Origin of the sequence: Orrella sp. 11846 (assembly GCF_048820935.1) — a bacterium.
GTDB lineage: Bacteria > Pseudomonadota > Gammaproteobacteria > Burkholderiales > Burkholderiaceae_B > Algicoccus.
Genome location: NZ_JBMERD010000007.1, coordinates 69,066 through 93,703 on the forward strand (window position 1 = coordinate 69,066; position 24,638 = coordinate 93,703).

Here is a 24,638-nt window from a genome sequence, read left to right on the forward strand (position 1 = left end):
CATAGGCCTATCGTTTCCACGATCAGCGATCGGCTCGTTGCCCTGCGCCGCTCCAAAGCCCGCGACGCAGCGCCGGCAGGCAGAGCAAGTAGAGGGCAGCGCCTGCAATCCATGCCCACCCGTTCCACGTTGTTATAGAAGCCGCATAGATCGCCGTGAAGAGGAGGGGTCCGACGATCGAGGTCAGGCTGGTGAGCGCCGCCAGTGAGCCTTGCAGCTGCCCCTGACGTTCCTCATCCACCTGCCTGGACAACATTGCTTGCAGCGCCGGCATTCCGATGCCACCCGAAGCAAGCAGGACCATGATCGGGAACGCCATCCATCCCCGTGTCGCGAAGGCAAGCAGGATGTAGCCTGTGCCGTCGGCAATCATTCCGAGCATGAGTGCCCGCCTTTCGCCGAGCCGGGCGGCTACAGGGCCGGTGATCATTGCCTGGGCGAGTGAATGCAGAATGCCAAATGCGGCAAGCGAAATGCCGATCGTGGTCGCGTCCCAGTGAAAGCGATCCTCGCCGAAAATGACCCAAAGCGCGGCCGGCACCTGTCCGACAAGTTGCATGATGAAGAAGACCGCCATCAGGGCGGCGACGACGGTCATGCCCCGGGCCCACCGGAACGAAGCGAGCGGGTTGAGAGCCTCCCGGCGTAACGGCCGGCGTTCGCCTTTGTGCGACTCCGGCAAAAGGAAACAGCCCGTCAGGAAATTGAGGCCGTTCAAGGCTGCCGCGGCGAAGAACGGAGCGTGGGGGGAGAAACCGCCCATCAGCCCACCGAGCACAGGTCCCGCGACCATCCCGAACCCGAAACAGGCGCTCATGAAGCCGAAGTGCCGCGCGCGCTCATCGCCATCAGTGATATCGGCAATATAAGCGCCGGCTACCGCCCCAGTCGCCCCGGTGATGCCGGCCACGATCCGCCCGATATAGAGAACCCAAAGGAAAGGCGCCGTCGCCATGATGGCGTAGTCGACAGCAGCGCCGGCCAGCGAGACGAGCAAGACCGGCCGCCGCCCGAAACGATCCGACAGCGCGCCCAGCACAGGTGCGCAGGCAAATTGCATCAACGCATACAGCGCCAGCAGAATGCCATAGTGGGCGGTGACGTCGTTCGAGTGAACCAGATCGCGCAGGAGGCCCGGCAGCACCGGCATAATCAGGCCGATGCCGACAGCGTCGAGCGCGACAGTGCTCAGAATTACGATCAGGGGTCTGTTGGGTTTCACGTCTGGCCTCCGGACCAGCCTCCGCTGGTCCGATTGAACGCGCGGATTCTTTATCACTGATAAGTTGGTGGACATATTATGTTTATCAGTGATAAAGTGTCAAGCATGACAAAGTTGCAGCCGAATACAGTGATCCGTGCCGCCCTGGACCTGTTGAACGAGGTCGGCGTAGACGGTCTGACGACACGCAAACTGGCGGAACGGTTGGGGGTTCAGCAGCCGGCGCTTTACTGGCACTTCAGGAACAAGCGGGCGCTGCTCGACGCACTGGCCGAAGCCATGCTGGCGGAGAATCATACGCATTCGGTGCCGAGAGCCGACGACGACTGGCGCTCATTTCTGATCGGGAATGCCCGCAGCTTCAGGCAGGCGCTGCTCGCCTACCGCGATGGCGCGCGCATCCATGCCGGCACGCGACCGGGCGCACCGCAGATGGAAACGGCCGACGCGCAGCTTCGCTTCCTCTGCGAGGCGGGTTTTTCGGCCGGGGACGCCGTCAATGCGCTGATGACAATCAGCTACTTCACTGTTGGGGCCGTGCTTGAGGAGCAGGCCGGCGACAGCGATGCCGGCGAGCGCGGCGGCACCGTTGAACAGGCTCCGCTCTCGCCGCTGTTGCGGGCCGCGATAGACGCCTTCGACGAAGCCGGTCCGGACGCAGCGTTCGAGCAGGGACTCGCGGTGATTGTCGATGGATTGGCGAAAAGGAGGCTCGTTGTCAGGAACGTTGAAGGACCGAGAAAGGGTGACGATTGATCAGGACCGCTGCCGGAGCGCAACCCACTCACTACAGCAGAGCCATGTAGACAACATCCCCTCCCCCTTTCCACCGCGTCAGACGCCCGTAGCAGCCCGCTACGGGCTTTTTCATGCCCTGCCCTAGCGTCCAAGCCTCACGGCCGCGCTCGGCCTCTCTGGCGGCCTTCTGGCGCTCCTGCTGCGGCGTCCGCTCGTGGGCCGTGGCGCGGGTCCGCGCGCCGGCCTCGTGCGCCTGGCGCTCGCGGGCGAGGTCCAGGGCGGCCGTCTTCACGTTCTGCCTTGCGCAGATGAGATAGATCTAGCGTGGACTCAAGGCTCTCGCGAATGGCTCGCGTTGGAAACTTTCATTGACACTTGAGGGGCACCGCAGGGAAATTCTCGTCCTTGCGAGAACCGGCTATGTCGTGCTGCGCATCGAGCCTGCGCCCTTGGCTTGTCTCGCCCCTCTCCGCGTCGCTACGGGGCTTCCAGCGCCTTTCCGACGCTCACCGGGCTGGTTGCCCTCGCCGCTGGGCTGGCGGCCGTCTATGGCCCTGCAAACGCGCCAGAAACGCCGTCGAAGCCGTGTGCGAGACACCGCGGCCGCCGGCGTTGTGGATACCTCGCGGAAAACTTGGCCCTCACTGACAGATGAGGGGCGGACGTTGACACTTGAGGGGCCGACTCACCCGGCGCGGCGTTGACAGATGAGGGGCAGGCTCGATTTCGGCCGGCGACGTGGAGCTGGCCAGCCTCGCAAATCGGCGAAAACGCCTGATTTTACGCGAGTTTCCCACAGATGATGTGGACAAGCCTGGGGATAAGTGCCCTGCGGTATTGACACTTGAGGGGCGCGACTACTGACAGATGAGGGGCGCGATCCTTGACACTTGAGGGGCAGAGTGCTGACAGATGAGGGGCGCACCTATTGACATTTGAGGGGCTGTCCACAGGCAGAAAATCCAGCATTTGCAAGGGTTTCCGCCCGTTTTTCGGCCACCGCTAACCTGTCTTTTAACCTGCTTTTAAACCAATATTTATAAACCTTGTTTTTAACCAGGGCTGCGCCCTGTGCGCGTGACCGCGCACGCCGAAGGGGGGTGCCCCCCCTTCTCGAACCCTCCCGGCCCGCTAACGCGGGCCTCCCATCCCCCCAGGGGCTGCGCCCCTCGGCCGCGAACGGCCTCACCCCAAAAATGGCAGCGCCTACGGCGCTGACTCTTTCGTTGACCAGGCGCAAGCGCCTGGAAATGCTCAATTAGGGGGCACCTGTTGAGTTGCATCTAAAATTGACCCACTTAGGGTAAAGATTTGCGTCGAAATTTGACCCACGTATGACACTGTTTCCCGTCTGGATATGGCGGGAGAAATCAAGGAGTGATAAACGTGGCGATATTGAGCGCAATTCGACGCTGGCATTTTCGCGATGGTGCGTCGATTCGGGAAATAGCCCGACGAAGCGGCCTGTCCAGGAACACCGTTCGCAAGTATTTGCAAAGCAAGGTGGTTGAACCGCAGTACCCAGCGCGAGACAGCGTTGGCAAGTTAAGTCCTTTTGAGCCCAAGTTAAGGCAGTGGCTCTCCACCGAGCACAAAAAGACAAAGAAGCTGCGCAGAAACCTGCGCAGCATGTACCGGGATTTGGTCGCTTTGGGCTTTACCGGGTCTTATGACCGAGTGTGTGCCTTTGCCCGACAGTGGAAAGATTCCGAACAGTTCAAGGCGCAAACCTCGGGCAAGGGTTGTTTCATCCCCTTGCGCTTTGCTTGTGGCGAAGCCTTCCAATTCGATTGGAGTGAGGACTTTGCCCGCATAGCGGGCAAACAGGTCAAACTTCAGATTGCCCAGTTTAAGTTGGCCCACAGCCGGGCCTTTGTGCTTCGGGCTTACTACCAGCAAAAACATGAAATGCTGTTTGATGCCCACTGGCATGCCTTTCAAATCTTCGGTGGCATTCCCAAGCGCGGCATCTACGACAACATGAAGACCGCTGTGGATTCGGTGGGGCGTGGCAAAGAGCGCAGGGTCAATCAGCGGTTCACTGCCATGGTCAGCCACTACCTGTTTGATGCGCAGTTCTGTAATCCAGCATCGGGTTGGGAGAAAGGCCAGATTGAGAAGAACGTGCAGGATTCCCGCCAACGCCTGTGGCAAGGGGCACCAGACTTTCAAAGCCTTGCTGATTTGAATGTGTGGCTTGAGCATCGCTGCAAAGCGCTGTGGTCTGAGCTGCGCCACCCCGAATTGGACCAAACCGTGCAAGAGGCCTTTGCCGATGAACAAGGCGAGTTGATGGCGCTACCCAATGCCTTTGATGCATTCGTGGAGCAAACCAAGCGAGTCACTTCAACCTGCCTTGTTCACCACGAGGGCAATCGCTACAGCGTTCCTGCCAGTTACGCCAACAGGGCCATCAGCCTTCGGATTTATGCAGACAAGCTGGTGATGGCTGCCGAAGGCCAACACATTGCCGAGCATCCAAGATTGTTTGGCAGTGGCCACGCTCGGCGTGGCCACACACAATACGACTGGCACCATTACTTGTCTGTGCTTCAGAAGAAACCTGGGGCGTTGCGCAATGGTGCGCCATTTGCTGAATTGCCACCCGCGTTCAAGAAGCTTCAATCCATCTTGCTGCAACGCCCCGGCGGTGACCGTGACATGGTGGAAATTCTGGCCCTTGTATTGCACCACGATGAAGGTGCGGTACTCAGTGCTGTGGAATTGGCATTGGAGTGTGGCAAGCCATCGAAGGAGCATGTGCTTAATCTGTTGGGACGTTTGACCGAAGAACCTCCACCCAAACCGATTCCAATTCCCAAGGGGTTAAGGCTGACATTGGAACCACAGGCCAACGTGAACCGCTATGACAGTTTAAGGAGAGCCCATGATGCAGCATGAAGGCCATGTGAGAATCCTCAAATCCTTGAAACTCTTTGGCATGGCACACGCCATTGAGGAGTTGGGCAATCAGAATTCACCAGCATTTAATCAAGCCTTGCCCATGCTGGACAGCTTGATTAAAGCTGAAGTGGCAGAGCGTGAAGTACGTTCGGTGAACTATCAATTGCGGGTGGCCAAGTTCCCCGTGTATCGGGACTTGGTGGGCTTTGACTTCAGTCAAAGCCTGGTTAATGAGGCCACGGTCAAACAATTGCACCGGTGCGACTTCATGGAACAAGCCCAGAACGTGGTGCTGATTGGTGGGCCAGGCACAGGCAAGACTCACCTGGCCACAGCCATTGGTACACAAGCAGTGATGCACTTGAACCGACGGGTGCGTTTCTTCTCCACCGTGGATTTGGTCAATGCACTGGAGCAAGAGAAATCATCTGGGCGTCAGGGACAAATCGCAAACCGTCTGTTGTATGCCGATTTGGTGATTCTGGATGAGCTGGGATATTTGCCTTTTAGCCAAACCGGTGGGGCACTGCTGTTTCACCTGCTCTCAAAGCTGTACGAAAAAACCAGCGTGATACTGACCACCAACTTGAGCTTCTCGGAATGGAGCCGAGTGTTTGGCGATGAAAAGATGACAACAGCGTTGTTGGACCGACTAACCCACCACTGCCACATCCTGGAAACCGGCAATGAAAGTTACCGCTTCAAACACAGTTCAACTCAGAATAAGCAGGAGGAAAAACAGACCCGCAAACTGAAAATCGAGACATAATTCTGACAACAAGGGGTGGGTCAAAATTCAATGCAAATCCCGGGTCAAATTTGGGTGCAAATCAACAGATATCGACAACCTCTCGCGCAACCAAGACATCGCGGTCGGACTGCAAGTGATCTTGAAGCCACGGGCCCGTCCCACCCCGACATGGACCTCGATGCCCGAACGGACGTTAGATTTCGAGTTCTAGGCGTTCTGCGATGAAGGTTGGATCCCAGCCGGGATTGAAAGTGTCGACGTGGGTGAATCCGAGCCGCTCGTATAGGCCACGCAGGTTCGGGTGGCAGTCGAGCCGCAGCTTGGCGCACCCCTGCGTTCGCGCGGCATGGCGGCAAGCCTCGATCAGCGCGGAGCTGACACCCCGGCCCGCATGTGTCCGTCGCACCGCGAGCTTGTGCAGATATGCGGCCTCCCCCTTGAGGGCGTCGGGCCAGAACTCGGGATCCTCGGCCGACAAGGTGCAACAGCCGACGATGCCGTCGCTGCAACTCGCGACTAGGAGCTCGGATCTCAGGACGAAGGTCTCCGCGAATGTCCGGTCGATCCGCGCGACGTCCCAGGCGGGCGTTCCCTTGGCGGACATCCACGCCGCAGCGTCGTGCATCAGCCGCACAACCTCGTCGATATCACCCGAGCAGGCGACCCGAACGTTCGGAGGCTCCTCGCTGTCCATTCGCTCCCCTGGCGCGGTATGAACCGCCGCCTCATAGTGCAGTTTGATCCTGACGAGCCCAGCATGTCTGCGCCCACCTTCGCGGAACCTGACCAGGGTCCGCTAGCGGGCGGCCGGAAGGTGAATGCTAGGCATGATCTAACCCTCGGTCTCTGGCGTCGCGACTGCGAAATTTCGCGAGGGTTTCCGAGAAGGTGATTGCGCTTCGCAGATCTCCAGGCGCGTGGGTGCGGACGTAGTCAGCGCCATTGCCGATCGCGTGAAGTTCCGCCGCAAGGCTCGCTGGACCCAGATCCTTTACAGGAAGGCCAACGGTGGCGCCCAAGAAGGATTTCCGCGACACCGAGACCAATAGCGGAAGCCCCAACGCCGACTTCAGCTTTTGAAGGTTCGACAGCACGTGCAGCGATGTTTCCGGTGCGGGGCTCAAGAAAAATCCCATCCCCGGATCGAGGATGAGCCGGTCGGCAGCGACCCCGCTCCGTCGCAAGGCGGAAACCCGCGCCTCGAAGAACCGCACAATCTCGTCGAGCGCGTCTTCGGGTCGAAGGTGACCGGTGCGGGTGGCGATGCCATCCCGCTGCGCTGAGTGCATAACCACCAGCCTGCAGTCCGCCTCAGCAATATCGGGATAGAGCGCAGGGTCAGGAAATCCTTGGATATCGTTCAGGTAGCCCACGCCGCGCTTGAGCGCATAGCGCTGGGTTTCCGGTTGGAAGCTGTCGATTGAAACACGGTGCATCTGATCGGACAGGGCGTCTAAGAGCGGCGCAATACGTCTGATCTCATCGGCCGGCGATACAGGCCTCGCGTCCGGATGGCTGGCGGCCGGTCCGACATCCACGACGTCTGATCCGACTCGCAGCATTTCGATCGCCGCGGTGACAGCGCCGGCGGGGTCTAGCCGCCGGCTCTCATCGAAGAAGGAGTCCTCGGTGAGATTCAGAATGCCGAACACCGTCACCATGGCGTCGGCCTCCGCAGCGACTTCCACGATGGGGATCGGGCGAGCAAAAAGGCAGCAATTATGAGCCCCATACCTACAAAGCCCCACGCATCAAGCTTTTGCCCATGAAGCAACCAGGCAATGGCTGTAATTATGACGACGCCGAGTCCCGACCAGACTGCATAAGCAACACCGACAGGGATGGATTTCAGAACCAGAGAAAGAAAATAAAATGCGATGCCATAACCGATTATGACAACGGCGGAAGGGGCAAGCTTAGTAAAGCCCTCGCTAGATTTTAATGCGGATGTTGCGATTACTTCGCCAACTATTGCGATAACAAGAAAAAGCCAGCCTTTCATGATATATCTCCCAATTTGTGTAGGGCTTATTATGCACGCTTAAAAATAATAAAAGCAGACTTGACCTGATAGTTTGGCTGTGAGCAATTATGTGCTTAGTGCATCTAACGCTTGAGTTAAGCCGCGCCGCGAAGCGGCGTCGGCTTGAACGAATTGTTAGACATTATTTGCCGACTACCTTGGTGATCTCGCCTTTCACGTAGTGGACAAATTCTTCCAACTGATCTGCGCGCGAGGCCAAGCGATCTTCTTCTTGTCCAAGATAAGCCTGTCTAGCTTCAAGTATGACGGGCTGATACTGGGCCGGCAGGCGCTCCATTGCCCAGTCGGCAGCGACATCCTTCGGCGCGATTTTGCCGGTTACTGCGCTGTACCAAATGCGGGACAACGTAAGCACTACATTTCGCTCATCGCCAGCCCAGTCGGGCGGCGAGTTCCATAGCGTTAAGGTTTCATTTAGCGCCTCAAATAGATCCTGTTCAGGAACCGGATCAAAGAGTTCCTCCGCCGCTGGACCTACCAAGGCAACGCTATGTTCTCTTGCTTTTGTCAGCAAGATAGCCAGATCAATGTCGATCGTGGCTGGCTCGAAGATACCTGCAAGAATGTCATTGCGCTGCCATTCTCCAAATTGCAGTTCGCGCTTAGCTGGATAACGCCACGGAATGATGTCGTCGTGCACAACAATGGTGACTTCTACAGCGCGGAGAATCTCGCTCTCTCCAGGGGAAGCCGAAGTTTCCAAAAGGTCGTTGATCAAAGCTCGCCGCGTTGTTTCATCAAGCCTTACGGTCACCGTAACCAGCAAATCAATATCACTGTGTGGCTTCAGGCCGCCATCCACTGCGGAGCCGTACAAATGTACGGCCAGCAACGTCGGTTCGAGATGGCGCTCGATGACGCCAACTACCTCTGATAGTTGAGTCGATACTTCGGCGATCACCGCTTCCCTCATGATGTTTAACTTTGTTTTAGGGCGACTGCCCTGCTGCGTAACATCGTTGCTGCTCCATAACATCAAACATCGACCCACGGCGTAACGCGCTTGCTGCTTGGATGCCCGAGGCATAGACTGTACCCCAAAAAAACAGTCATAACAAGCCATGAAAACCGCCACTGCGCCGTTACCACCGCTGCGTTCGGTCAAGGTTCTGGACCAGTTGCGTGAGCGCATACGCTACTTGCATTACAGCTTACGAACCGAACAGGCTTATGTCCACTGGGTTCGTGCCTTCATCCGTTTCCACGGTGTGCGTCACCCGGCAACCTTGGGCAGCAGCGAAGTCGAGGCATTTCTGTCCTGGCTGGCGAACGAGCGCAAGGTTTCGGTCTCCACGCATCGTCAGGCATTGGCGGCCTTGCTGTTCTTCTACGGCAAGGTGCTGTGCACGGATCTGCCCTGGCTTCAGGAGATCGGAAGACCTCGGCCGTCGCGGCGCTTGCCGGTGGTGCTGACCCCGGATGAAGTGGTTCGCATCCTCGGTTTTCTGGAAGGCGAGCATCGTTTGTTCGCCCAGCTTCTGTATGGAACGGGCATGCGGATCAGTGAGGGTTTGCAACTGCGGGTCAAGGATCTGGATTTCGATCACGGCACGATCATCGTGCGGGAGGGCAAGGGCTCCAAGGATCGGGCCTTGATGTTACCCGAGAGCTTGGCACCCAGCCTGCGCGAGCAGCTGTCGCGTGCACGGGCATGGTGGCTGAAGGACCAGGCCGAGGGCCGCAGCGGCGTTGCGCTTCCCGACGCCCTTGAGCGGAAGTATCCGCGCGCCGGGCATTCCTGGCCGTGGTTCTGGGTTTTTGCGCAGCACACGCATTCGACCGATCCACGGAGCGGTGTCGTGCGTCGCCATCACATGTATGACCAGACCTTTCAGCGCGCCTTCAAACGTGCCGTAGAACAAGCAGGCATCACGAAGCCCGCCACACCGCACACCCTCCGCCACTCGTTCGCGACGGCCTTGCTCCGCAGCGGTTACGACATTCGAACCGTGCAGGATCTGCTCGGCCATTCCGACGTCTCTACGACGATGATTTACACGCATGTGCTGAAAGTTGGCGGTGCCGGAGTGCGCTCACCGCTTGATGCGCTGCCGCCCCTCACTAGTGAGAGGTAGGGCAGCGCAAGTCAATCCTGGCGGATTCACTACCCCTGCGCGAAGGCCATCGGTGCCGCATCGAACGGCCGGTTGCGGAAAGTCCTCCCTGCGTCCGCTGATGGCCGGCAGCAGCCCGTCGTTGCCTGATGGATCCAACCCCTCCGCTGCTATAGTGCAGTCGGCTTCTGACGTTCAGTGCAGCCGTCTTCTGAAAACGACAATGGAGGTGGTAGCCGAGGGTGTGGAAACACCCGACTGCCTTGCGTGGTTGCGGCAGGCGGGTTGCGACACGGTGCAGGGTTTCCTGTTCGCCAGGCCGATGCCGGCGGCGGCCTTCGTCGGCTTCGTCAACCAATGGAGGAACACCACCATGAACGCCAATGAACCGAGCACCAGTTGCTGCGTGTGCTGCAAGGAAATCCCGCTCGATGCCGCCTTCACGCCGGAAGGGGCCGAGTACGTGGAGCATTTCTGCGGGCTGGAGTGCTATCAGCGCTTCCAGGCGCGGGCCAGCACTGCGACCGAAACCAGCGTCAAACCGGACGCTTGTGATTCGCCGCCGTCAGGTTGAGGCATACCCTGTGTGTCAACATAGACCTGAGCCACGTGATTTTGAGATAACGTATATATCAGGGCGCTCAGGAGATCAAAAATGCCAAAGCCAATCACCGTTGTTGACCCGATGGTCAAACCCGATCCGGCACTTGAAAAACGGACTCGCCGGGTCTTTACGGCTGAATACAAACTATCGATTCCAAAGTTGCCTTAAAACAGATGAGCGCACTTGGTTGTTATTACTCACCAAGCCTATTGGTCGATTTTCTAGCAACACCAATATCGCATTTCATTAAAAAGCCCAAGTGTATAGGGCTTGGGCTTTAACTCTTTACTTAAGGAAGTGCTGGTTCAGTTACTTATTGTCGTACAGTCAAAAAAGCATGATCGAAAACAACTAAAACACTGAAAACCTACTCCAAATGCAAAGGAGTTCATCCTCGAATACAGAGGACCTCACTCCACAGTTACGCTCTTAGCCAGATTCCGCGGTTTGTCCACATCCGTACCGCGTGCACAAGCCGTGTGATACGCCAGCAACTGCAAAGGCACCACATGTAGCAATGGCGACAAAACCCCTTCGTAATGAGGCAGGCTGATTACCTGAAGTCCTGGGCCGCTGGTCATTTGCGCGCTTGCATCCGCAAACACATAGACTTGAGCACCTCGAGCACGAACCTCTTGGATGTTCGACTTCATTTTGTCCACAAGGTGATCGGCAGGTACCACCGCAACAATCGGTAGGTTGTCTGTCACCAGCGCTAACGGACCGTGTTTAATTTCACCGGCTGGATAGGCATCCGCGTGGATATAACTAGTTTCTTTGAGCTTTAAAGCACCTTCCATCGCGATCGGATAATGCATGCCACGGCCCAGAAATAAAATGCTGTTGTGTTTGGCAAGGTTCTCAGCCCAAGCCATAATCTGTGGCTCTAACGCCAGCACACCACTGAGCGCAACCGGAATGTGTCGCATTGCTTTGATGTACTGTGCTTCAGTTGCTTCATCCAAATGACCGCGTGTCTGGGCAATGGCCAGTGTCAGTACAAACAAGCCCATCAGTTGGGTAGCAAACGCTTTTGTGGAAGCCACACCGACCTCAACGCCAGCACGAGTTAGGAACTGAAAGCGACTGTTGCGCACCAAGGCGCTCGTGGGTACGTTGCAAATCGCAAGCGTATTGTGCATTCCCAGTGATTGCGCATGCTTTAAGGCTGACAATGTATCGGCAGTCTCACCGGATTGTGAGATCGTCACCACTAAGGTCTCTGCACTAGGCACACTATCCCGATAACGGTATTCGCTGGCAATTTCAACACTGGTCGGAATCTTGGCAATAGACTCTAGCCAGTATTTAGCCGTCATACCTGCGTAATAACTGGTCCCGCAAGCCAGAATCAACACCCGATCTGTTTGACGAAAGGCGTCATAAGCACCATCTCCAAAGATCTCTGGCATCACCGACTGAATTTCATCAATCGTATCGGCCACCGCACGTGGTTGCTCAAAAATCTCTTTGTGCATGTAATGACGATAGGGGCCCAATTCGAGCGCTGTGCTGTGAGGTTCAATCGTCTGAACTGTGCGTTCAATACTTTGCCCCTGGGCATCGCTTAACCAATAGGCACCGGGCTGCAGATCAACCACATCACCATCTTCCAAATACACGATCTGATTGGTCACACCCGTCAACGCCAACGCGTCTGAAGCGACATAATTTTCTTTTTCGCCAACACCCAACACGAGAGGTGAGCCGTCTCTGGCGGCCACGATACGATGCGGCTCGTCGCGACACAGCACGGCAATCGCATACGCACCTTTCAGTTCACGCACTGTGGCTTGCACTGCAGTCAACAAATCATCTTCGTAATGATGATGGATCAGGTGGGCGATCACTTCAGTATCGGTTTCACTTTCAAAACGATAACCAAGCTCGATCAAACGATCACGCAACACATCGTGGTTTTCAATAATGCCGTTATGCACTAAAGCAATGCGAGCCTGGCCATTGGATGAACAAGAGACATGTGGATGGGCATTCTCAGTGACAGGCGCACCATGTGTAGCCCAACGCGTATGCGCAATGCCCGTGAACCCTTTAACCGCTTCTGTGCGGACTTGTTCAACCAGTTCTGACACGCGACGCGTACTGCGTGTACGCCGCAACGCACCCGTTGCCGCATCAAAAACTGCTACACCACAAGAATCGTAACCACGATATTCGAGCCGCTTGAGTCCTTCCAGCAATACTGGCACAACATCACGATCGCTGACACCACCCACGATTCCACACATACCCAAAACCTCAGTCCATTCTATTGATGGGTATATTCTCCAACAAATTGCTTGAAATGAAACATCATTAATCGTTAACTCTTGAAATATTTGGTTAAAATCTCATTGTTTTAAATAAATATTTCATAAATAAACTATCAATGAAAGATTCTGTTGAATTAGATTCTTTAGATCTCAAATTACTCGACCTTTTACAAACTGATTCGAGCCTAACCAACCAAGCACTGGCAGAGAAAGTGCATGCATCCGCACCGACCTGTTTGCGACGCGTCAAACGATTGCGCGAGCTTGGGGTCATCCGCAAAGAAGTCGCCTTACTCTCTGCAGCCCATTGCGGACAACCACTCACCGTGATCGTGAACCTTACGCTGGAGTCACAGGCAGCCGACGAAATCGCCCAGTTTGAGCAAAAGCTCATCGATGAGCCTTGGGTGACACAGTGCTACCGGGTTTCTAGTGGCGCAGATCTGGTCATCATTCTGACCTTGCCCGACATGCCAGCCTATCACGCATTGGCACATCGGCTCTTTACGTCCGAGCACAAGGTGCGCAATGTACGAAGCCTGTTTTCAAGTCACTGCAGTAAATTTGAGACACGCATTGCGCTTAAGCCTGCTCATGAGCCTTTAAGCCAATTTGGCGGTAAATATTGAGTGCGACCGCTAAACTAGAAAACGTCATCGACACCCACAGCCCATACACAGGCCCATTGGATTGGCTGAGCGCAAAAGCCGAAGCCACTAAAGCCGCACCCGTTGTTTGCCCAAAAACTCGGGTGACGGCCTGTAATCCGCCCAATGCACCCAGACGCTCAGGCGGACCACTACCAAGCAATATCCGATTGTTCGGTGTCTGAAAAAATCCAAATCCGAGTCCGCCTAGTACCATACACACAAAGACCCAACCGTCTCCAACGTTCGTATTCATCCCAGAGATCATCGCCATACTTAAAGACACGCAACCGGCACCAATGGCACACAAAATCGGAATTGGGAAACGATCCGCCAAACGACCTGCCACCACAGACATCACAGCCGCACCAGCTGGCCATCCCGCCATAAGTACTCCCACCATGAGCTGATCACGCCCCAACCCATTGAGTAGATAAAATGGCAAGGCAACAAACGCCGCCATCTGCGATGAAAACGACAAATGAGAAGCCGCAATCGCAAAGCGCAAAGGTCTAATTTGCAGCAAATCAACTGGAAACAAAGGCGCTGTGCGTTGAACCGAACGCCGAGTCAGCAAAATCAGCAATCCCGCTGCACCGGCAATCGCGATTAAAGCCAACCCTGTGTGTTCAACCAAAAAGTTCAGGCCCAGAATCAAGAAACCAATGCCAAACGCACACAATAAGGCGCTGACCACATCAAACGAACGTTGAATACGCATCGTGACCGGCAAATGACGCTTGATAACCCAAAGAAACGCGCTAATTGGCAACATGATTGCGAACAGCCAGCGCCAGCTCCCCAATGTCAAGATTATCGAACCCAGCGTCGGACCGACCACCGCACTGACAGACACCGTCATGGCCACCAGACCAATGCCCCGACTCAATAAGTGTGGCGGATAGATAGAGCGCACAAAGGTTGCCGATAAACAAAAGATGGACGCTGCACCCATCCCTTGAACAATCCGTCCAAGCAACAACATCGGCAGATTGATTGATGCTGCACTGACTGCCGCACCCACCATGAACAATGTCAAACCGGTTGTAAACAGCCGACCCAGACCAAATCGCTCAACCACGCTTGACAGCGGCAATAACAATGCCACTACGGTTAAGCCAAACGCATTCACAACCCAAACGACCAATGAAGCCGAGATATTGAGATCTTGCGCAATAATCGGCAAGCCCACGTTAATCATGGACGCATCCAGCACCGACATTGCGATAGCTAGCAACTGGCAAAGTGCTGCCCAGTGTCGTTGCGGTACATCGAGCCCCTGCGACACAGGCGTGTCCGAAGCGGATTGAGTCGCAGCGTCAGACGCAGTACGTACTTGATCGCGAGATGAATGAGTGGATGGTGCCAAGATTTTTAACGTATCACAATAATTCAAGACGCCCACAGCTTGCGCCTAGGCGTCAGTCACGTCAAGGTCGACCCCAGTGATTCGGCGGTCATTTCTTTTTGGGACGCTCCCAGCCATCGATCGTTTGCTGCTTAGATCTGGAGACTGTCAATTGATTCGGTGGGGCATCTTTAACCAGTGTGGTTCCTGCACCAATCGTGGCGCCTGCACCCACCTGAACGGGTGCAACCAACTGAGTATCTGAGCCGATGAATGCCTCGTCGCCGATTTCGGTACGGAACTTATTCACACCATCGTAGTTGCAAGTAATCGTGCCAGCACCAATGTTGACGCTTTTTCCTAACGTTGCATCCCCAAGGTAAGACAAGTGGCTGGCTTTACTGCCTGTGCCAAACGTGGTGTTTTTAACTTCGACAAAGTTACCAATTTGTACTTCATCGCCCAGTACGGTGCCTGGACGCAAACGAACAAACGGACCAACTCGGACTTGCGCGCCCAGCTTGGCACCTTCTAAATGGCTAAACGGTCTGATTTCAGTGTCAGCAGCGACCTCAACATCTTTGAGGACACAGTGGGCACCAATTTGCACTCGATCCCCTAAAACCACCCGGCCCTCAAAGACGCAACCCACATCAATAACCACATCTTTGCCACAAATCAGCTCACCACGCTGATCAAAACGGCTCGGATCCATGAGTGTCACACCGTTTTGTAGATGGTTTTGTGCTTGCGCTTGTTGCCAGGCTCGTTCCAGCATGGCTTGCTGCTGACGACTATTGACCCCCATGGTTTCATAGGATGCCTCTGGATGGACCGCAGTGACCGCCAAACCATCACGGACGGCCATATCGACCACATCGGTCAGATAGTATTCACCTTGTGCATTGTCATTGCGCAAACGCCCTAACCAGCTTTTAAGTGCACCCGTGGGTGCTGCCAGCATGCCCGTATTGATTTCACGAATACGATGTTGCGCCTCACTGGCATCCTTATGCTCCACGATCGCCTGAATCTGATTATCTGCATTGCGCACGATACGGCCATACCCAGTGGGATCATCCACAAACTCCGTCAAAAGTGCCAGTTGCTGGCCGCCACACGCTTTAATTAAGCGCTGCAAAGTCTGTGGCTGCACCATGGGGACATCCCCATACAAAACCAGAGTTACGGATGCATCATCGGCCTCTTGAAGCTGATCGGCGACTTGTGCCACCGCATGACCAGTCCCCAACTGTTCGGTTTGCAATCCAAACTGCACATCAGCTTCTTGCGCAAAGGCACTCTGGACAGCTTGCGCCCCATGGCCGACCACGACCAAGAGCTGATCTGCTGACAACTGTCGAGCGGTTCGCAACAAATGAGCCAACATCGGCTGAGCCGCGATTGTATGCAGAACCTTGGGCAAATCAGATTGCATGCGTTTGCCTTGTCCGGCAGCCAAAATCACAACACTCAACATCATCAGCCTTTACTCACTTCATCAGTCGTTCAATCACTAAGCTTGCGGGCAAACAGACCCGCGTTCAACTTTTTGGGGTGGTTTTACGCGCAGCTGCCTTCTTGGCCGCTTTTTTGGCGCCCGTGGCAGCGGATTTCTTCGCAGACTTTTTAGCGGCTTTTTTAGCAGCGGCAGGTTTGGAGGGTTTAGCGGGCTTTTCGTCTTCAAGCGTTGTTGCCATTTGAGCAGCTTGAGCCGTGGCATTGGCCATCTGGACAAACTGATTCTGCAGCATCTCCCACCAAGCTTGGGCGGCGGCCGCACTCATGTCCGGCATTGGCATTTCTGGCGTAGCTGCCTCGTCACCGACTGACGCCTGCTCAGGCTGCGCTGCTTCTGCAGTTTTCTCTGATTGAGTTTCTAGAGCCGGCTTCAACCCTAAAACGACTTCAAGGGGAGAGGGTGCATCATCAGAACCTGACTTCTGTGCACTGGAGCCCATCGCTAGAAATGATCGTAGAGTCCGAATAGTCGCCAGCTGAACCTCCATAGCTTGAATCGAACTCGTCACCATCGACATATTTAACTGTAACCAGTTCTGGACAGTTTTAAGATCAGAAATCCGACGCTCAAGCTCGTCGGCATTGGCATTCTGGCTCATAGAATCTCCTGCCATCATGGCTGCGGTTCCAAAAGATTGCATCGTATTTCGCATCATATCTAAGCTGGTTGCCAAGGGATTTGCTTGTCCACCACCCACACTTTGCTGAAATCCCGGAAATCCAAACGGATTGGTTGAATCTGTACTCATGACGCCTCCTCGCCCAAGGTCTGTTTCAAACGAACCATTTCAAACTGGCTTCTTATTCCGAAGTTGGTTTTCGATCGCAAAAACAAATTGACGTTTTGGCGGCACCATGTTCAACGATTCTCGTGATCACCATGACTTAAAATTTGGCGCTGCCAATATTCACAACAACTTAACCAAAGAATACAACAGACTGACTAAATCTGCTCATAAGCTTCGCGACACCAAATTGTTTTGATCACAGTCTATTTTGCTGATTGGTTCTGAGACAACAACACGCCAATATCGTGCGCCATCACTTCTGCACCCACTTGCTCATTAAACATGACTCGAGCCTGACCCTGCTGGTCGAGCAAATAAATCGACGCGCTGTGATCCATGGTGTAATCCCCATCCGGAGTCGGCACTTTGGCGTAATACGCCCGAAACGCACCGGCAGTCTGACGAATCGCCTCAGACGTTCCTGTTAATCCCACGAAAGACCTGGGCAACTCGGCATCAAACGCATGCAAATATTCCGTCATCACATCCGGTGTGTCCCGTTCGGGATCCACCGTCACCATTAAAACCTGTACACCTTTCGCTTGTTCACCCAGTAACGACATGGTTTGTGCCACTGTTGCCAGCGTTGTGGGACACACATCTGGGCACTGTGTGAACCCAAAAAAGACCAGCTGGAGATCCCCGATAAAGTCTTGGGGCGTACGCGTTTGACCATTCAGATCCTGCAAAGCCCAGTCTTGTCCTAACTTGACGCCTGTCACGCTGGAACCCTGAAACAAATCGGCGTCATCACCGTGACAGGCAGCTAAGAGCAGTAATGAACAAATCAACCAAACACGACCTACACGCCTCACAAACCTGTCCTCATGTCGTTACAACATCCTTAAATCTGTTTTGATTGAGTCTAGCCAATGAACCTAGTCAAGCAACCAGAAAAACCCAATCTTCCTCAAAACATCATAATCGGTAAAAAACACATTCACGCGTCAATCACAGACAGCGTAAAATATGCTCGATACGTCCCGCAAAACGGACGACCACTTCACATAAATTGAATGATGACATTTCCTGATTTACATAAAGACATTCCACACCTGCAGCGCTTACTCGCACAACGACTAAGCCGCGCTCAAGATCCCGTTCAACCACAAAGCTACGCACTGTCTATCCAGGGTCAACCATGCGGTCATGTATTTACCCCCGCCTTGCAAACCTTGCGCACCCTCCAGGACATTCAAATCGATGATGGACAACGCCGAGTCGATCTAAATCCCAGCACACGTACTGTGACTGAAGTCTTGGCAGATGTGGCTGTCGCATTAAGGGCTGATGGCCGTGTCCCATTCTGGCGTGATGAACAACTAGACGTCTGGAGTAAAGCAGGTCAGTCTTTAGGCACCATCGAGCGCGGTGTAACCCGACCATTGGGACTTTTAACGGTGGCTGTGCACCTCAATGCCTGGTCTGCACAAGGCCAGTTGTGGGTCGCTAGACGCAGTCTGAGCAAACCCACGGATCCCGGTCGCTGGGACAACCTAGTTGGCGGATTGGTTGCAGCTGGTGAAGAGGGCTTACTTGCACTGTCGCGTGAAACCCAGGAAGAAGCCGGGCTTAAACCCGCGCATCTTGCACAAACGTCAGCGCTACGAAACATCGTCCTGATGCGTCGGCAACTGCCTGAAGGCTATCAGCGCGAAATGGTTCAGTCGGTGAGTGCCACATTGAGCGCCGATGCGCGTCCGGTCAACCTCGATGGTGAGAGTATGACCATCGAATGTTTGCCAATAAGCACCATTATTGAAATGCTCGAAGAAGATGTTTTTACCCTAGCATCTAGCCTCATCATTCTGGATGATTTGCTCTATCGCGCACTGGGCAAAGCACCTGAATTACCGCTAGGCTGAAAAAACCTCAAACATTCTCCGATTTAAGCGCTGTTTCGATACTTAGATTTAACGTAGGATCACGACCTAACAACGCTTCATAACGCGCAGGTTGCATGACCAACAATCGGCTGTAGCCCATGGCATGCACTGTGTGAATGCGCGCCTCTGTAAAGGCGTATGGCGCTTGCCCAAAAAACTCACCACTGCCCAACAAAAGCTCTTTGCCATTCTCCAGATGAAGTGACACCGCACCGGATGCAATCAAATAGAGAGGTGCTGCATGCGCATCAGGCGCAACAACCCATTCATCAGGTGTCACCTGCACAGACTCAAAGCATTGTGCCAAGACAAGTCTTTGATCCTGACTTAAATGCTTAAACGGTCTGACCCCTGCCAGAATATCGGGCACTGCCCGTTCAGAATCAACTTGTGGCATATGATCAAACATCGACCAGACATCCGTCGCTTCCTCGATTAAGGTGTCATACACCTCGGCACTGATCAAAGAGCTGTCCAACATCTTGTGATAGCGGGACAGCTCAAGTGACTGTGCAATATGGGCCAGATAAACTTGCTCCAACCAAAGTGCAAACGTTGGAAACTGTAAGCGCATGGCTTTGATATGGTCTTCAATCCGTTGCAAACGCTGGGTCAGTACGCGATCAATCTCATGAACGGTTTGTTCACCAACAAGCGTCGTCAACTCTTTCCGATTGAAGGTGATGAGGCGTCGAACAACCAAACGATTCGCCATCAAGTAAATGAATCGTTGGCCCAATTTGCGACCAAGCCAGCGTGGCAAACCCGCACGATGGTGTACCCGCAACAACCAACTCAAACTAGGCGTATAACGCAGCGAACGCTCCACCAACTGTTCATAACCCTGCAAACCTTCGCTCGACACCGCATCTTCGACGTTTTGCGCGAAATTCAGCAGCAAATCAACTGTGCGTACATCCATCCCGTCGTGACGTCTGCTACTGAGTAAAAGCTCATACTCATGCTGAGCCAAGATAATCAGTCCGACGCGCAATTGCGTTATCGCATCAAGCGCCAGGCCATCCGACATTTGCTTTTCTTGAATGCGTCGGACAAACACCGCATCAATGGCTTGTTGCGTGGGCAAACTAATTTGTTCCGACTTGGCCAGATCATCCACTTCGGTTTTTAGGTTCGTGACGGTCACAATTTCTGCTTGGTTACGCAAAGCTTGCTGAACGTTTGTCAACGCATCAAGTTTCAAAAACCGAATCAGCCAGCGCAAGGTCAATCCGTTGATTAACAATGTAGACAACACAAACCCGGTCGCACCAACCGCCACAAAACGTCTGATTTCTTCACTTAAGGCCGGATGCTCAGTCACCGACAACGCCAACGTCAACGAAATCGCACCACGTAATCCACCCCAGGCAATGACGGTCTTATAAGCTCGGTTAACCGGTGCTGCCCCTAAAAACTGCGTCAGAGGCACCACACCGAAAACAGTTGCCACCCGCGCAACAAGGGCCATCACCATCATGGTCACAATCACGAATAGATCATCCCAACCGACATCTGCCATCATTTTTGGGATGGTCATCGCAGCCAGAATGAACACCAAAGAACTTGCCCAGAAGCCTAGTTGACTCCATGACTGATCCAGCAGTCGGAAAGTTGAGGCAGCCACTCGGGCGCGTCCGACCAACGAGATGGTCAGACCGGCAACGACGGTCGTCACCACACCAGAAACACCGACATAGTGTTCACCGACCACATAAGTGATATAGGCTGCAGCCACCGACAAGGAGATTTCAGCAGTCGGACGACCACGTAGCAGCAAAAAGCCCAGACAGGTCACACGTCCGAGTAGATAACCAAGAATGATGCCGCCAAACAATTGCGTGCTGAAACTGATGATAAGGGGCAAGAAGTTCCAGTGAATCGCAGTGTCTCTCGCCGCCAAAACCAAAAGTGCAGAATACAAGGCAATCGCAGCCGCATCATTGAGGAGACTTTCACCTTCGACAATCAAAGATAGCCGTTTGGGTGCACCCACATCTTTAAAAATACTCACTACAGCGGCTGGATCGGTAGTCGCCACGATGGCACCCATGAGCAAACAAGCCGCCAAACTTTGTGGAGACGCCCACCACGCCCCCCAACCAATGAGCAATGTGCTGATACACACCGCAACAACGGCCATGATCATCACAGGGCCAATGTCATTCATGAGACGTCTGACGTTCATCGACAGGGACGACTCAAACAACAACACCGGTAAGAAAATGATCAAAATCGCTTCTGACGAGATTTCAAAAGCGGTTAAAGCTTCCAGATATTCAGCCAACCAGCCAGGCGCCCATTCGTGTACGTGCACGAAATAGCCTAAAACCGCACCTGCCACCGACAACGCCAGTGAAAGCGGGATACGTAGAAAGCTTGAAAACGGGGTCAATAAACAGGCAATCACGAGCAAGCCTGCGAGCCCCAAAACAGTTAAGTCAGGTTCCATGGCCGTATCTTAACCTTGATTATGCGGAAATTTTTCCAATTAAAAAAGCACAAGCCATCACCGAACTTGTGCTTTTTACAATCGATCAAATGTAATACTCGATCGCACTGAAAGTTAAACCATAGAACCGTGGCTTAGACCTGAGGCTCCAAAGCTTTGCGTAGCTTTTTGAGTGCTGCTGCTTCGATCTGTCGGATTCTTTCGGCCGACACTCCAAACTTCGCCCCCAATTCATGCAGGGTTTGGGCCTCATCTTCTGCCAACCAGCGCGCCTGAACAATCTCACGCGAGCGATCATCCAGCGTAGCCAATGCATCGCTTAGCCCTTGTGTTTCCAGTCTTTGCTGACTGCGCTGCTCAAGAACCTCCACTGGATCGTGTCGATCATCTGCTAAATACTGAACGGGTGCGAAATGATCGTCATCATCTTGCGCCTGGGTGTCAAATGACACCTCACGACCATTCATGCGCACATCCATTTCGCGCACATCTTCGACTCGAACATTGAGGGTTTCAGCAATTTCGTCAACGTTTTCGACATCGAGCTGACCATTGCTGTCCGGGCGCATCTTGCGCAGATTAAAAAACAACTTACGTTGCGCTTTGGTCGTGGCAACTTTGACCAAGCGCCAGTTCTTAATAATAAATTCGTGGATCTCAGCCTTAATCCAGTGCATGGCGTAGGACACTAGACGCACACCACGATCTGCATCAAAACGCTTCACAGCTTTCATCAAGCCGATATTACCTTCCTGGATCAGATCAGCCTGAGCCAGACCGTACCCAAAATACTGACGCGCCACAGACACCACCACACGTAGGTGCGACAGGATCAGCTCTCGCGCAGCATCCAGATCGTCATCGTCTTGCAAACGCTTTGCAAGACTCACTTCCTGCTCTTGCGTTAACATTGGCAGCCGGTTCACGGCCGCAATGTACGCTTCAATCGAACCCAGCGCACCGGGATTCGAAATAGCCATTGCCATCGTGTTGGGGTTGACCAATGGTGTGACGTTTTGTGACATAAATGTATTTGACTCCATATTGATACGCTTATCCGCGTCTGTCATTTTTATCAGATTTTAGCACTCTCGACCACCGAGTGCTAATTGATCTGATTCGATCCTAGGGTTTTAGTTCCCATTTTTTGCAATATTTTTCGTTTTTGTGCATCTGATGATGAATAGTCCTCATTCAGTCATTTACAGTTCCGCGAATGTTTTACACAAAAAATCACGGCCAGCAACTTGCAAGCACAGCGAACCGTTAAAATCCCAACTATGACAACCCCAAAAACGCCCACTTCTGACGTCGTGTTAGACCTAAACGCCGTGACCCTTGGTTACGGCGACTTTGTTGTGTTGCGCGACATTTCTGTGCGTGCACGACGCGGCGAGGTCGTGGCCATCATGGGGGGTTCGGGCTCAGGTAAGACTACATTACTGCGTGCAGCGACTGGACAAATCTCACCGTTTTCTGGGATGTTAAAACTCTTTGGTGAATCCACCCAAGCTTGGCAACCATCCCAATGGCGTCAAGCGCGCCAGCGACTCGGCGTCTTATTTCAGCAAGGTGCTTTGTTAACCGATCTGAATGTTTTCGAAAACGTGGCTTTTCCCCTGCGAGAACATGCCCGCGATCTCACAGAAGCCCAGTTAACCGAACAAGTGCTTTCGGCGCTGCAAGCTGTAGGATTACGCGCAGCCGCCCATTTAAATCTTTCTGAAATCTCGGGTGGCATGGCACGCCGGGTGGCACTCGCCAGAGCGGTCATCCGTTCGCCTGAACTGGTATTTTATGATGAGCCCTTTGCAGGTCTTGATCCGATTTCCATGGGCATCACAGCACGCCTGATTCGTCGTTTATCGGATCAGTTGGGCTGCGCCAGTGTCTTCATCACGCACGACGTGGCAGAAACCTTTGCGATTGCCGATACGATCTACATCGTTGGACAAGGTGTTATGAAGGCTAGTGGCACACCGGCTGAGCTCAAAAACTCGACAGACCCCTACGTGCGTCAGTTTCTGGATGGTTTACCAGACGGGCCTGTTGCATTTGACTATCCCATGACACCCGCCTTTGAGCACTGGGCCAACGAGCGGGGGATTCGACCATGAGCCAAGCCAATCTTTTAGTCAGACTGGGTCGTTCAACACGCCAGAGACTCACCACGCTCGGGCGCTTTACGCGATTTTTTGGTCTGGTGTTGAGTCGCTGCGGCGTGCTCTGGCAACGGCCTCGACTCACGACTGAACAAATTCACCTGATTGGTAATCATTCATTACTGATCATCGCCGTCTCGGGCTTATTTGTCGGATTTGTGCTGGGTTTACAAGGCTATTACACCTTGAATCGATATGGTTCTGAAGAAGCGCTGGGGCTTTTAGTGGCACTATCACTAACCCGCGAATTAGGACCGGTTGTGACCGCACTCCTTTTTGCAGGTCGTGCAGGCACTTCGTTAACCGCCGAGATTGGTCTGATGAAAGCTGGTGAACAACTAGCCGCCATGGAAATCATGGCAGTTGACCCTGTGCGCCGAATACTCGCACCACGGTTTTTAGCGGGTGTCATCTCTATGCCGCTACTAGCCGCTGTGTTTTCGATGGTGGGGATTGTGGGTGGCTGGATTGTCGGCGTTTTAATGATTGGGGTCGATGCGGGTGCTTTCTGGTCACAAATGCAAGATGGTGTGGACGTCATGAATGATGTCATGAATGGCGTCATCAAAAGTTTTGTGTTTGGCGTCATCGTCACCCTCATCGCCCTATACGAGGGCTGGCAATGCCGACCAACGCCTGAGGGCGTCTCGCGCGCAACAACCCGAACCGTGGTGACCGGCTCACTGGCGGTCCTGGGTCTGGACTTTATCCTTACCGCCCTCATGTTCAGTTAAATCGATGGAGCAACCATGAACGACCATAAAAACGATGTCTGGGTAGGCCTTTTTGTGCTGCTGGGTATCATTGCCCTGGTGTTTCTGGCCTTGCGCGCCGGCAACCTGAGCAGCTTTACTTGGACCAAAACTTATACAGTCAGCGCGAGCTTTGATAATATAGGGGGTTTGAAGGTTCGCGCACCGATTAAAAGTTCCGGTGTCGTTGTTGGGCGTGTGCAATCCATTGCCTTTGACAATGAGACATATCGTGCCGTTGTGCATTTTGATATTGAAGAGCCCTATCATTTCCCAGCAGACACCTCAGCGAGCATTCTGACCTCAGGTCTGTTGGGCGAACAGTACATCGGATTAGATGCAGGTGGTGATGACCGTCTGCTTGAGTCCGGTGACTCCATTACTTTGACCCAAAGTGCGGTGGTTCTAGAGCGACTGATCAGCCAATTCCTCTACAACACCGCTGAAAAAGAAGGCACCGGCAGTGATGCCATCTCAGCAGGAAACTAATTT

At 53.8% G+C, this 24,638-nt stretch carries 21 protein-coding genes and 2 pseudogenes; 10 read left to right on the forward strand and 13 right to left on the reverse strand.

The window, feature by feature from the left end:
• Positions 1 to 22 precede the first annotated feature (22 nt).
• Entirely contained in the window at positions 23 to 1,222 is a 1,200-nt protein-coding gene (gene tet(A), locus ACOI06_RS07480; RefSeq protein WP_000804064.1) for a tetracycline efflux MFS transporter Tet(A), read from the reverse strand.
• 105 nt (positions 1,223 to 1,327) lie between these two features.
• Here tet(A) and tetR(A) point away from each other — a divergent pair, with 105 nt between their 5' ends.
• Complete coding sequence (gene tetR(A), locus ACOI06_RS07485; protein WP_000164043.1) at positions 1,328 to 1,978, forward strand: tetracycline resistance transcriptional repressor TetR(A); 651 nt, start codon at positions 1,328 to 1,330, stop codon at positions 1,976 to 1,978.
• Between the two features lie 31 nt (positions 1,979 to 2,009).
• Here the strand turns inward: tetR(A) and ACOI06_RS07490 are convergent, their stop codons facing one another.
• A complete protein-coding gene (locus ACOI06_RS07490; protein WP_000844627.1) occupies positions 2,010 to 2,252 on the reverse strand; it encodes a transposase in 243 nt (80 codons plus the stop codon).
• A 1,085-nt stretch (positions 2,253 to 3,337) separates the two neighbouring features.
• Here ACOI06_RS07490 and istA point away from each other — a divergent pair.
• Together istA and istB are read left to right on the forward strand one after the other, a co-directional pair.
• Positions 3,338 to 4,861, forward strand: a complete 1,524-nt coding sequence (gene istA / locus ACOI06_RS07495) for an IS21-like element IS1326 family transposase (protein ID WP_001324342.1) — start codon at positions 3,338 to 3,340, stop codon at positions 4,859 to 4,861.
• On the forward strand, positions 4,848 to 5,633 hold the full coding sequence (gene istB / locus ACOI06_RS07500; RefSeq protein WP_000983249.1) for an IS21-like element IS1326 family helper ATPase IstB: 786 nt from the start codon (positions 4,848 to 4,850) through the stop codon (positions 5,631 to 5,633). Before istA ends, istB begins: the two co-directional genes overlap by 14 nt.
• A gap of 175 nt (positions 5,634 to 5,808) precedes the next feature.
• Here the strand turns inward: istB and ACOI06_RS07505 are convergent, their stop codons facing one another.
• The 4 genes and pseudogenes from ACOI06_RS07505 to aadA1 form a co-directional block, all read right to left on the reverse strand.
• A complete protein-coding gene (locus ACOI06_RS07505; protein WP_000376623.1) occupies positions 5,809 to 6,309 on the reverse strand; it encodes a GNAT family N-acetyltransferase in 501 nt (166 codons plus the stop codon).
• 127 nt (positions 6,310 to 6,436) lie between these two features.
• A complete protein-coding gene (gene sul1, locus ACOI06_RS07510) occupies positions 6,437 to 7,276 on the reverse strand; it encodes a sulfonamide-resistant dihydropteroate synthase Sul1 (RefSeq protein WP_000259031.1) in 840 nt (279 codons plus the stop codon).
• Positions 7,270 to 7,617 carry a quaternary ammonium compound efflux SMR transporter QacE delta 1 gene (locus tag ACOI06_RS07515; protein WP_000679427.1) on the reverse strand — a complete coding sequence of 116 codons (348 nt, stop codon included), beginning with the start codon at positions 7,615 to 7,617 and terminating at the stop codon, positions 7,270 to 7,272. Before ACOI06_RS07515 ends, sul1 begins: the two co-directional genes overlap by 7 nt.
• A gap of 116 nt (positions 7,618 to 7,733) precedes the next feature.
• Positions 7,734 to 8,572: pseudogene (gene aadA1, locus ACOI06_RS07520) on the reverse strand (ANT(3'')-Ia family aminoglycoside nucleotidyltransferase AadA1).
• A gap of 148 nt (positions 8,573 to 8,720) precedes the next feature.
• Here aadA1 and intI1 point away from each other — a divergent pair.
• Both intI1 and ACOI06_RS07530 read left to right on the forward strand, forming a co-directional pair.
• Positions 8,721 to 9,734 carry a class 1 integron integrase IntI1 gene (intI1, locus tag ACOI06_RS07525; protein WP_000845048.1) on the forward strand — a complete coding sequence of 338 codons (1,014 nt, stop codon included), beginning with the start codon at positions 8,721 to 8,723 and terminating at the stop codon, positions 9,732 to 9,734.
• A gap of 202 nt (positions 9,735 to 9,936) precedes the next feature.
• Positions 9,937 to 10,287 (forward strand): annotated as a pseudogene (locus tag ACOI06_RS07530) (DUF3330 domain-containing protein); the annotation flags it as partial.
• A 440-nt stretch (positions 10,288 to 10,727) separates the two neighbouring features.
• On the opposite strand, the gene glmS reads toward ACOI06_RS07530, so the two are convergent.
• Positions 10,728 to 12,566, reverse strand: coding sequence for a glutamine--fructose-6-phosphate transaminase (isomerizing) (gene glmS, locus ACOI06_RS07535; RefSeq protein WP_420661913.1), 1,839 nt, complete (start codon positions 12,564 to 12,566; stop codon positions 10,728 to 10,730).
• A 140-nt stretch (positions 12,567 to 12,706) separates the two neighbouring features.
• Here glmS and ACOI06_RS07540 point away from each other — a divergent pair, with 140 nt between their 5' ends.
• Positions 12,707 to 13,219: an Lrp/AsnC family transcriptional regulator gene (locus tag ACOI06_RS07540; protein WP_420661914.1), complete on the forward strand. Its 513-nt coding sequence runs from the start codon at positions 12,707 to 12,709 to the stop codon at positions 13,217 to 13,219.
• Here ACOI06_RS07540 and ACOI06_RS07545 read toward each other — a convergent pair.
• The 4 genes from ACOI06_RS07545 to ACOI06_RS07560 all read right to left on the reverse strand — a co-directional run bounded on the left by ACOI06_RS07545 (position 13,173) and on the right by ACOI06_RS07560 (position 17,709).
• Complete coding sequence (locus ACOI06_RS07545) at positions 13,173 to 14,642, reverse strand: MFS transporter (protein WP_420661915.1); 1,470 nt, start codon at positions 14,640 to 14,642, stop codon at positions 13,173 to 13,175. The genes ACOI06_RS07540 and ACOI06_RS07545 overlap by 47 nt on opposite strands.
• Positions 14,643 to 14,694: 52 nt before the next feature.
• Positions 14,695 to 16,065 carry a bifunctional UDP-N-acetylglucosamine diphosphorylase/glucosamine-1-phosphate N-acetyltransferase GlmU gene (gene glmU / locus ACOI06_RS07550; RefSeq protein WP_420662004.1) on the reverse strand — a complete coding sequence of 457 codons (1,371 nt, stop codon included), beginning with the start codon at positions 16,063 to 16,065 and terminating at the stop codon, positions 14,695 to 14,697.
• 64 nt (positions 16,066 to 16,129) lie between these two features.
• Positions 16,130 to 16,855, reverse strand: coding sequence for a PhaM family polyhydroxyalkanoate granule multifunctional regulatory protein (locus ACOI06_RS07555; RefSeq protein WP_420661916.1), 726 nt, complete (start codon positions 16,853 to 16,855; stop codon positions 16,130 to 16,132).
• A gap of 242 nt (positions 16,856 to 17,097) precedes the next feature.
• Positions 17,098 to 17,709, reverse strand: a complete 612-nt coding sequence (locus tag ACOI06_RS07560; protein WP_420661917.1) for an SCO family protein — start codon at positions 17,707 to 17,709, stop codon at positions 17,098 to 17,100.
• Between the two features lie 201 nt (positions 17,710 to 17,910).
• On the opposite strand from ACOI06_RS07560, the gene ACOI06_RS07565 reads away from it, so the two are divergent.
• Entirely contained in the window at positions 17,911 to 18,759 is an 849-nt protein-coding gene (locus tag ACOI06_RS07565; RefSeq protein ID WP_420661918.1) for an NUDIX hydrolase, read from the forward strand.
• Positions 18,760 to 18,766: 7 nt separating this feature from the next.
• Here ACOI06_RS07565 and ACOI06_RS07570 read toward each other — a convergent pair whose 3' ends face one another.
• Together ACOI06_RS07570 and rpoH are read right to left on the reverse strand one after the other, a co-directional pair.
• Positions 18,767 to 21,232 (reverse strand): cation:proton antiporter, encoded by a 2,466-nt coding sequence (locus ACOI06_RS07570; RefSeq protein WP_420661919.1) that lies wholly within the window; start codon positions 21,230 to 21,232, stop codon positions 18,767 to 18,769.
• A 134-nt stretch (positions 21,233 to 21,366) separates the two neighbouring features.
• Positions 21,367 to 22,257 carry an RNA polymerase sigma factor RpoH gene (rpoH, locus tag ACOI06_RS07575; RefSeq protein WP_420661920.1) on the reverse strand — a complete coding sequence of 297 codons (891 nt, stop codon included), beginning with the start codon at positions 22,255 to 22,257 and terminating at the stop codon, positions 21,367 to 21,369.
• Positions 22,258 to 22,512: 255 nt separating this feature from the next.
• On the opposite strand from rpoH, the gene ACOI06_RS07580 reads away from it, so the two are divergent.
• From ACOI06_RS07580 to mlaD, 3 genes are read left to right on the forward strand one after another with little or no spacing between them, the layout of a single operon-like run.
• A complete protein-coding gene (locus ACOI06_RS07580) occupies positions 22,513 to 23,349 on the forward strand; it encodes an ABC transporter ATP-binding protein (RefSeq protein WP_420661921.1) in 837 nt (278 codons plus the stop codon).
• Entirely contained in the window at positions 23,346 to 24,128 is a 783-nt protein-coding gene (mlaE, locus tag ACOI06_RS07585; RefSeq protein WP_420661922.1) for a lipid asymmetry maintenance ABC transporter permease subunit MlaE, read from the forward strand. Before ACOI06_RS07580 ends, mlaE begins: the two co-directional genes overlap by 4 nt.
• A 15-nt stretch (positions 24,129 to 24,143) precedes the next feature.
• Positions 24,144 to 24,635: an outer membrane lipid asymmetry maintenance protein MlaD gene (mlaD, locus tag ACOI06_RS07590; protein WP_420661923.1), complete on the forward strand. Its 492-nt coding sequence runs from the start codon at positions 24,144 to 24,146 to the stop codon at positions 24,633 to 24,635.
• The last annotated feature ends 3 nt before the right edge of the window (positions 24,636 to 24,638 follow it).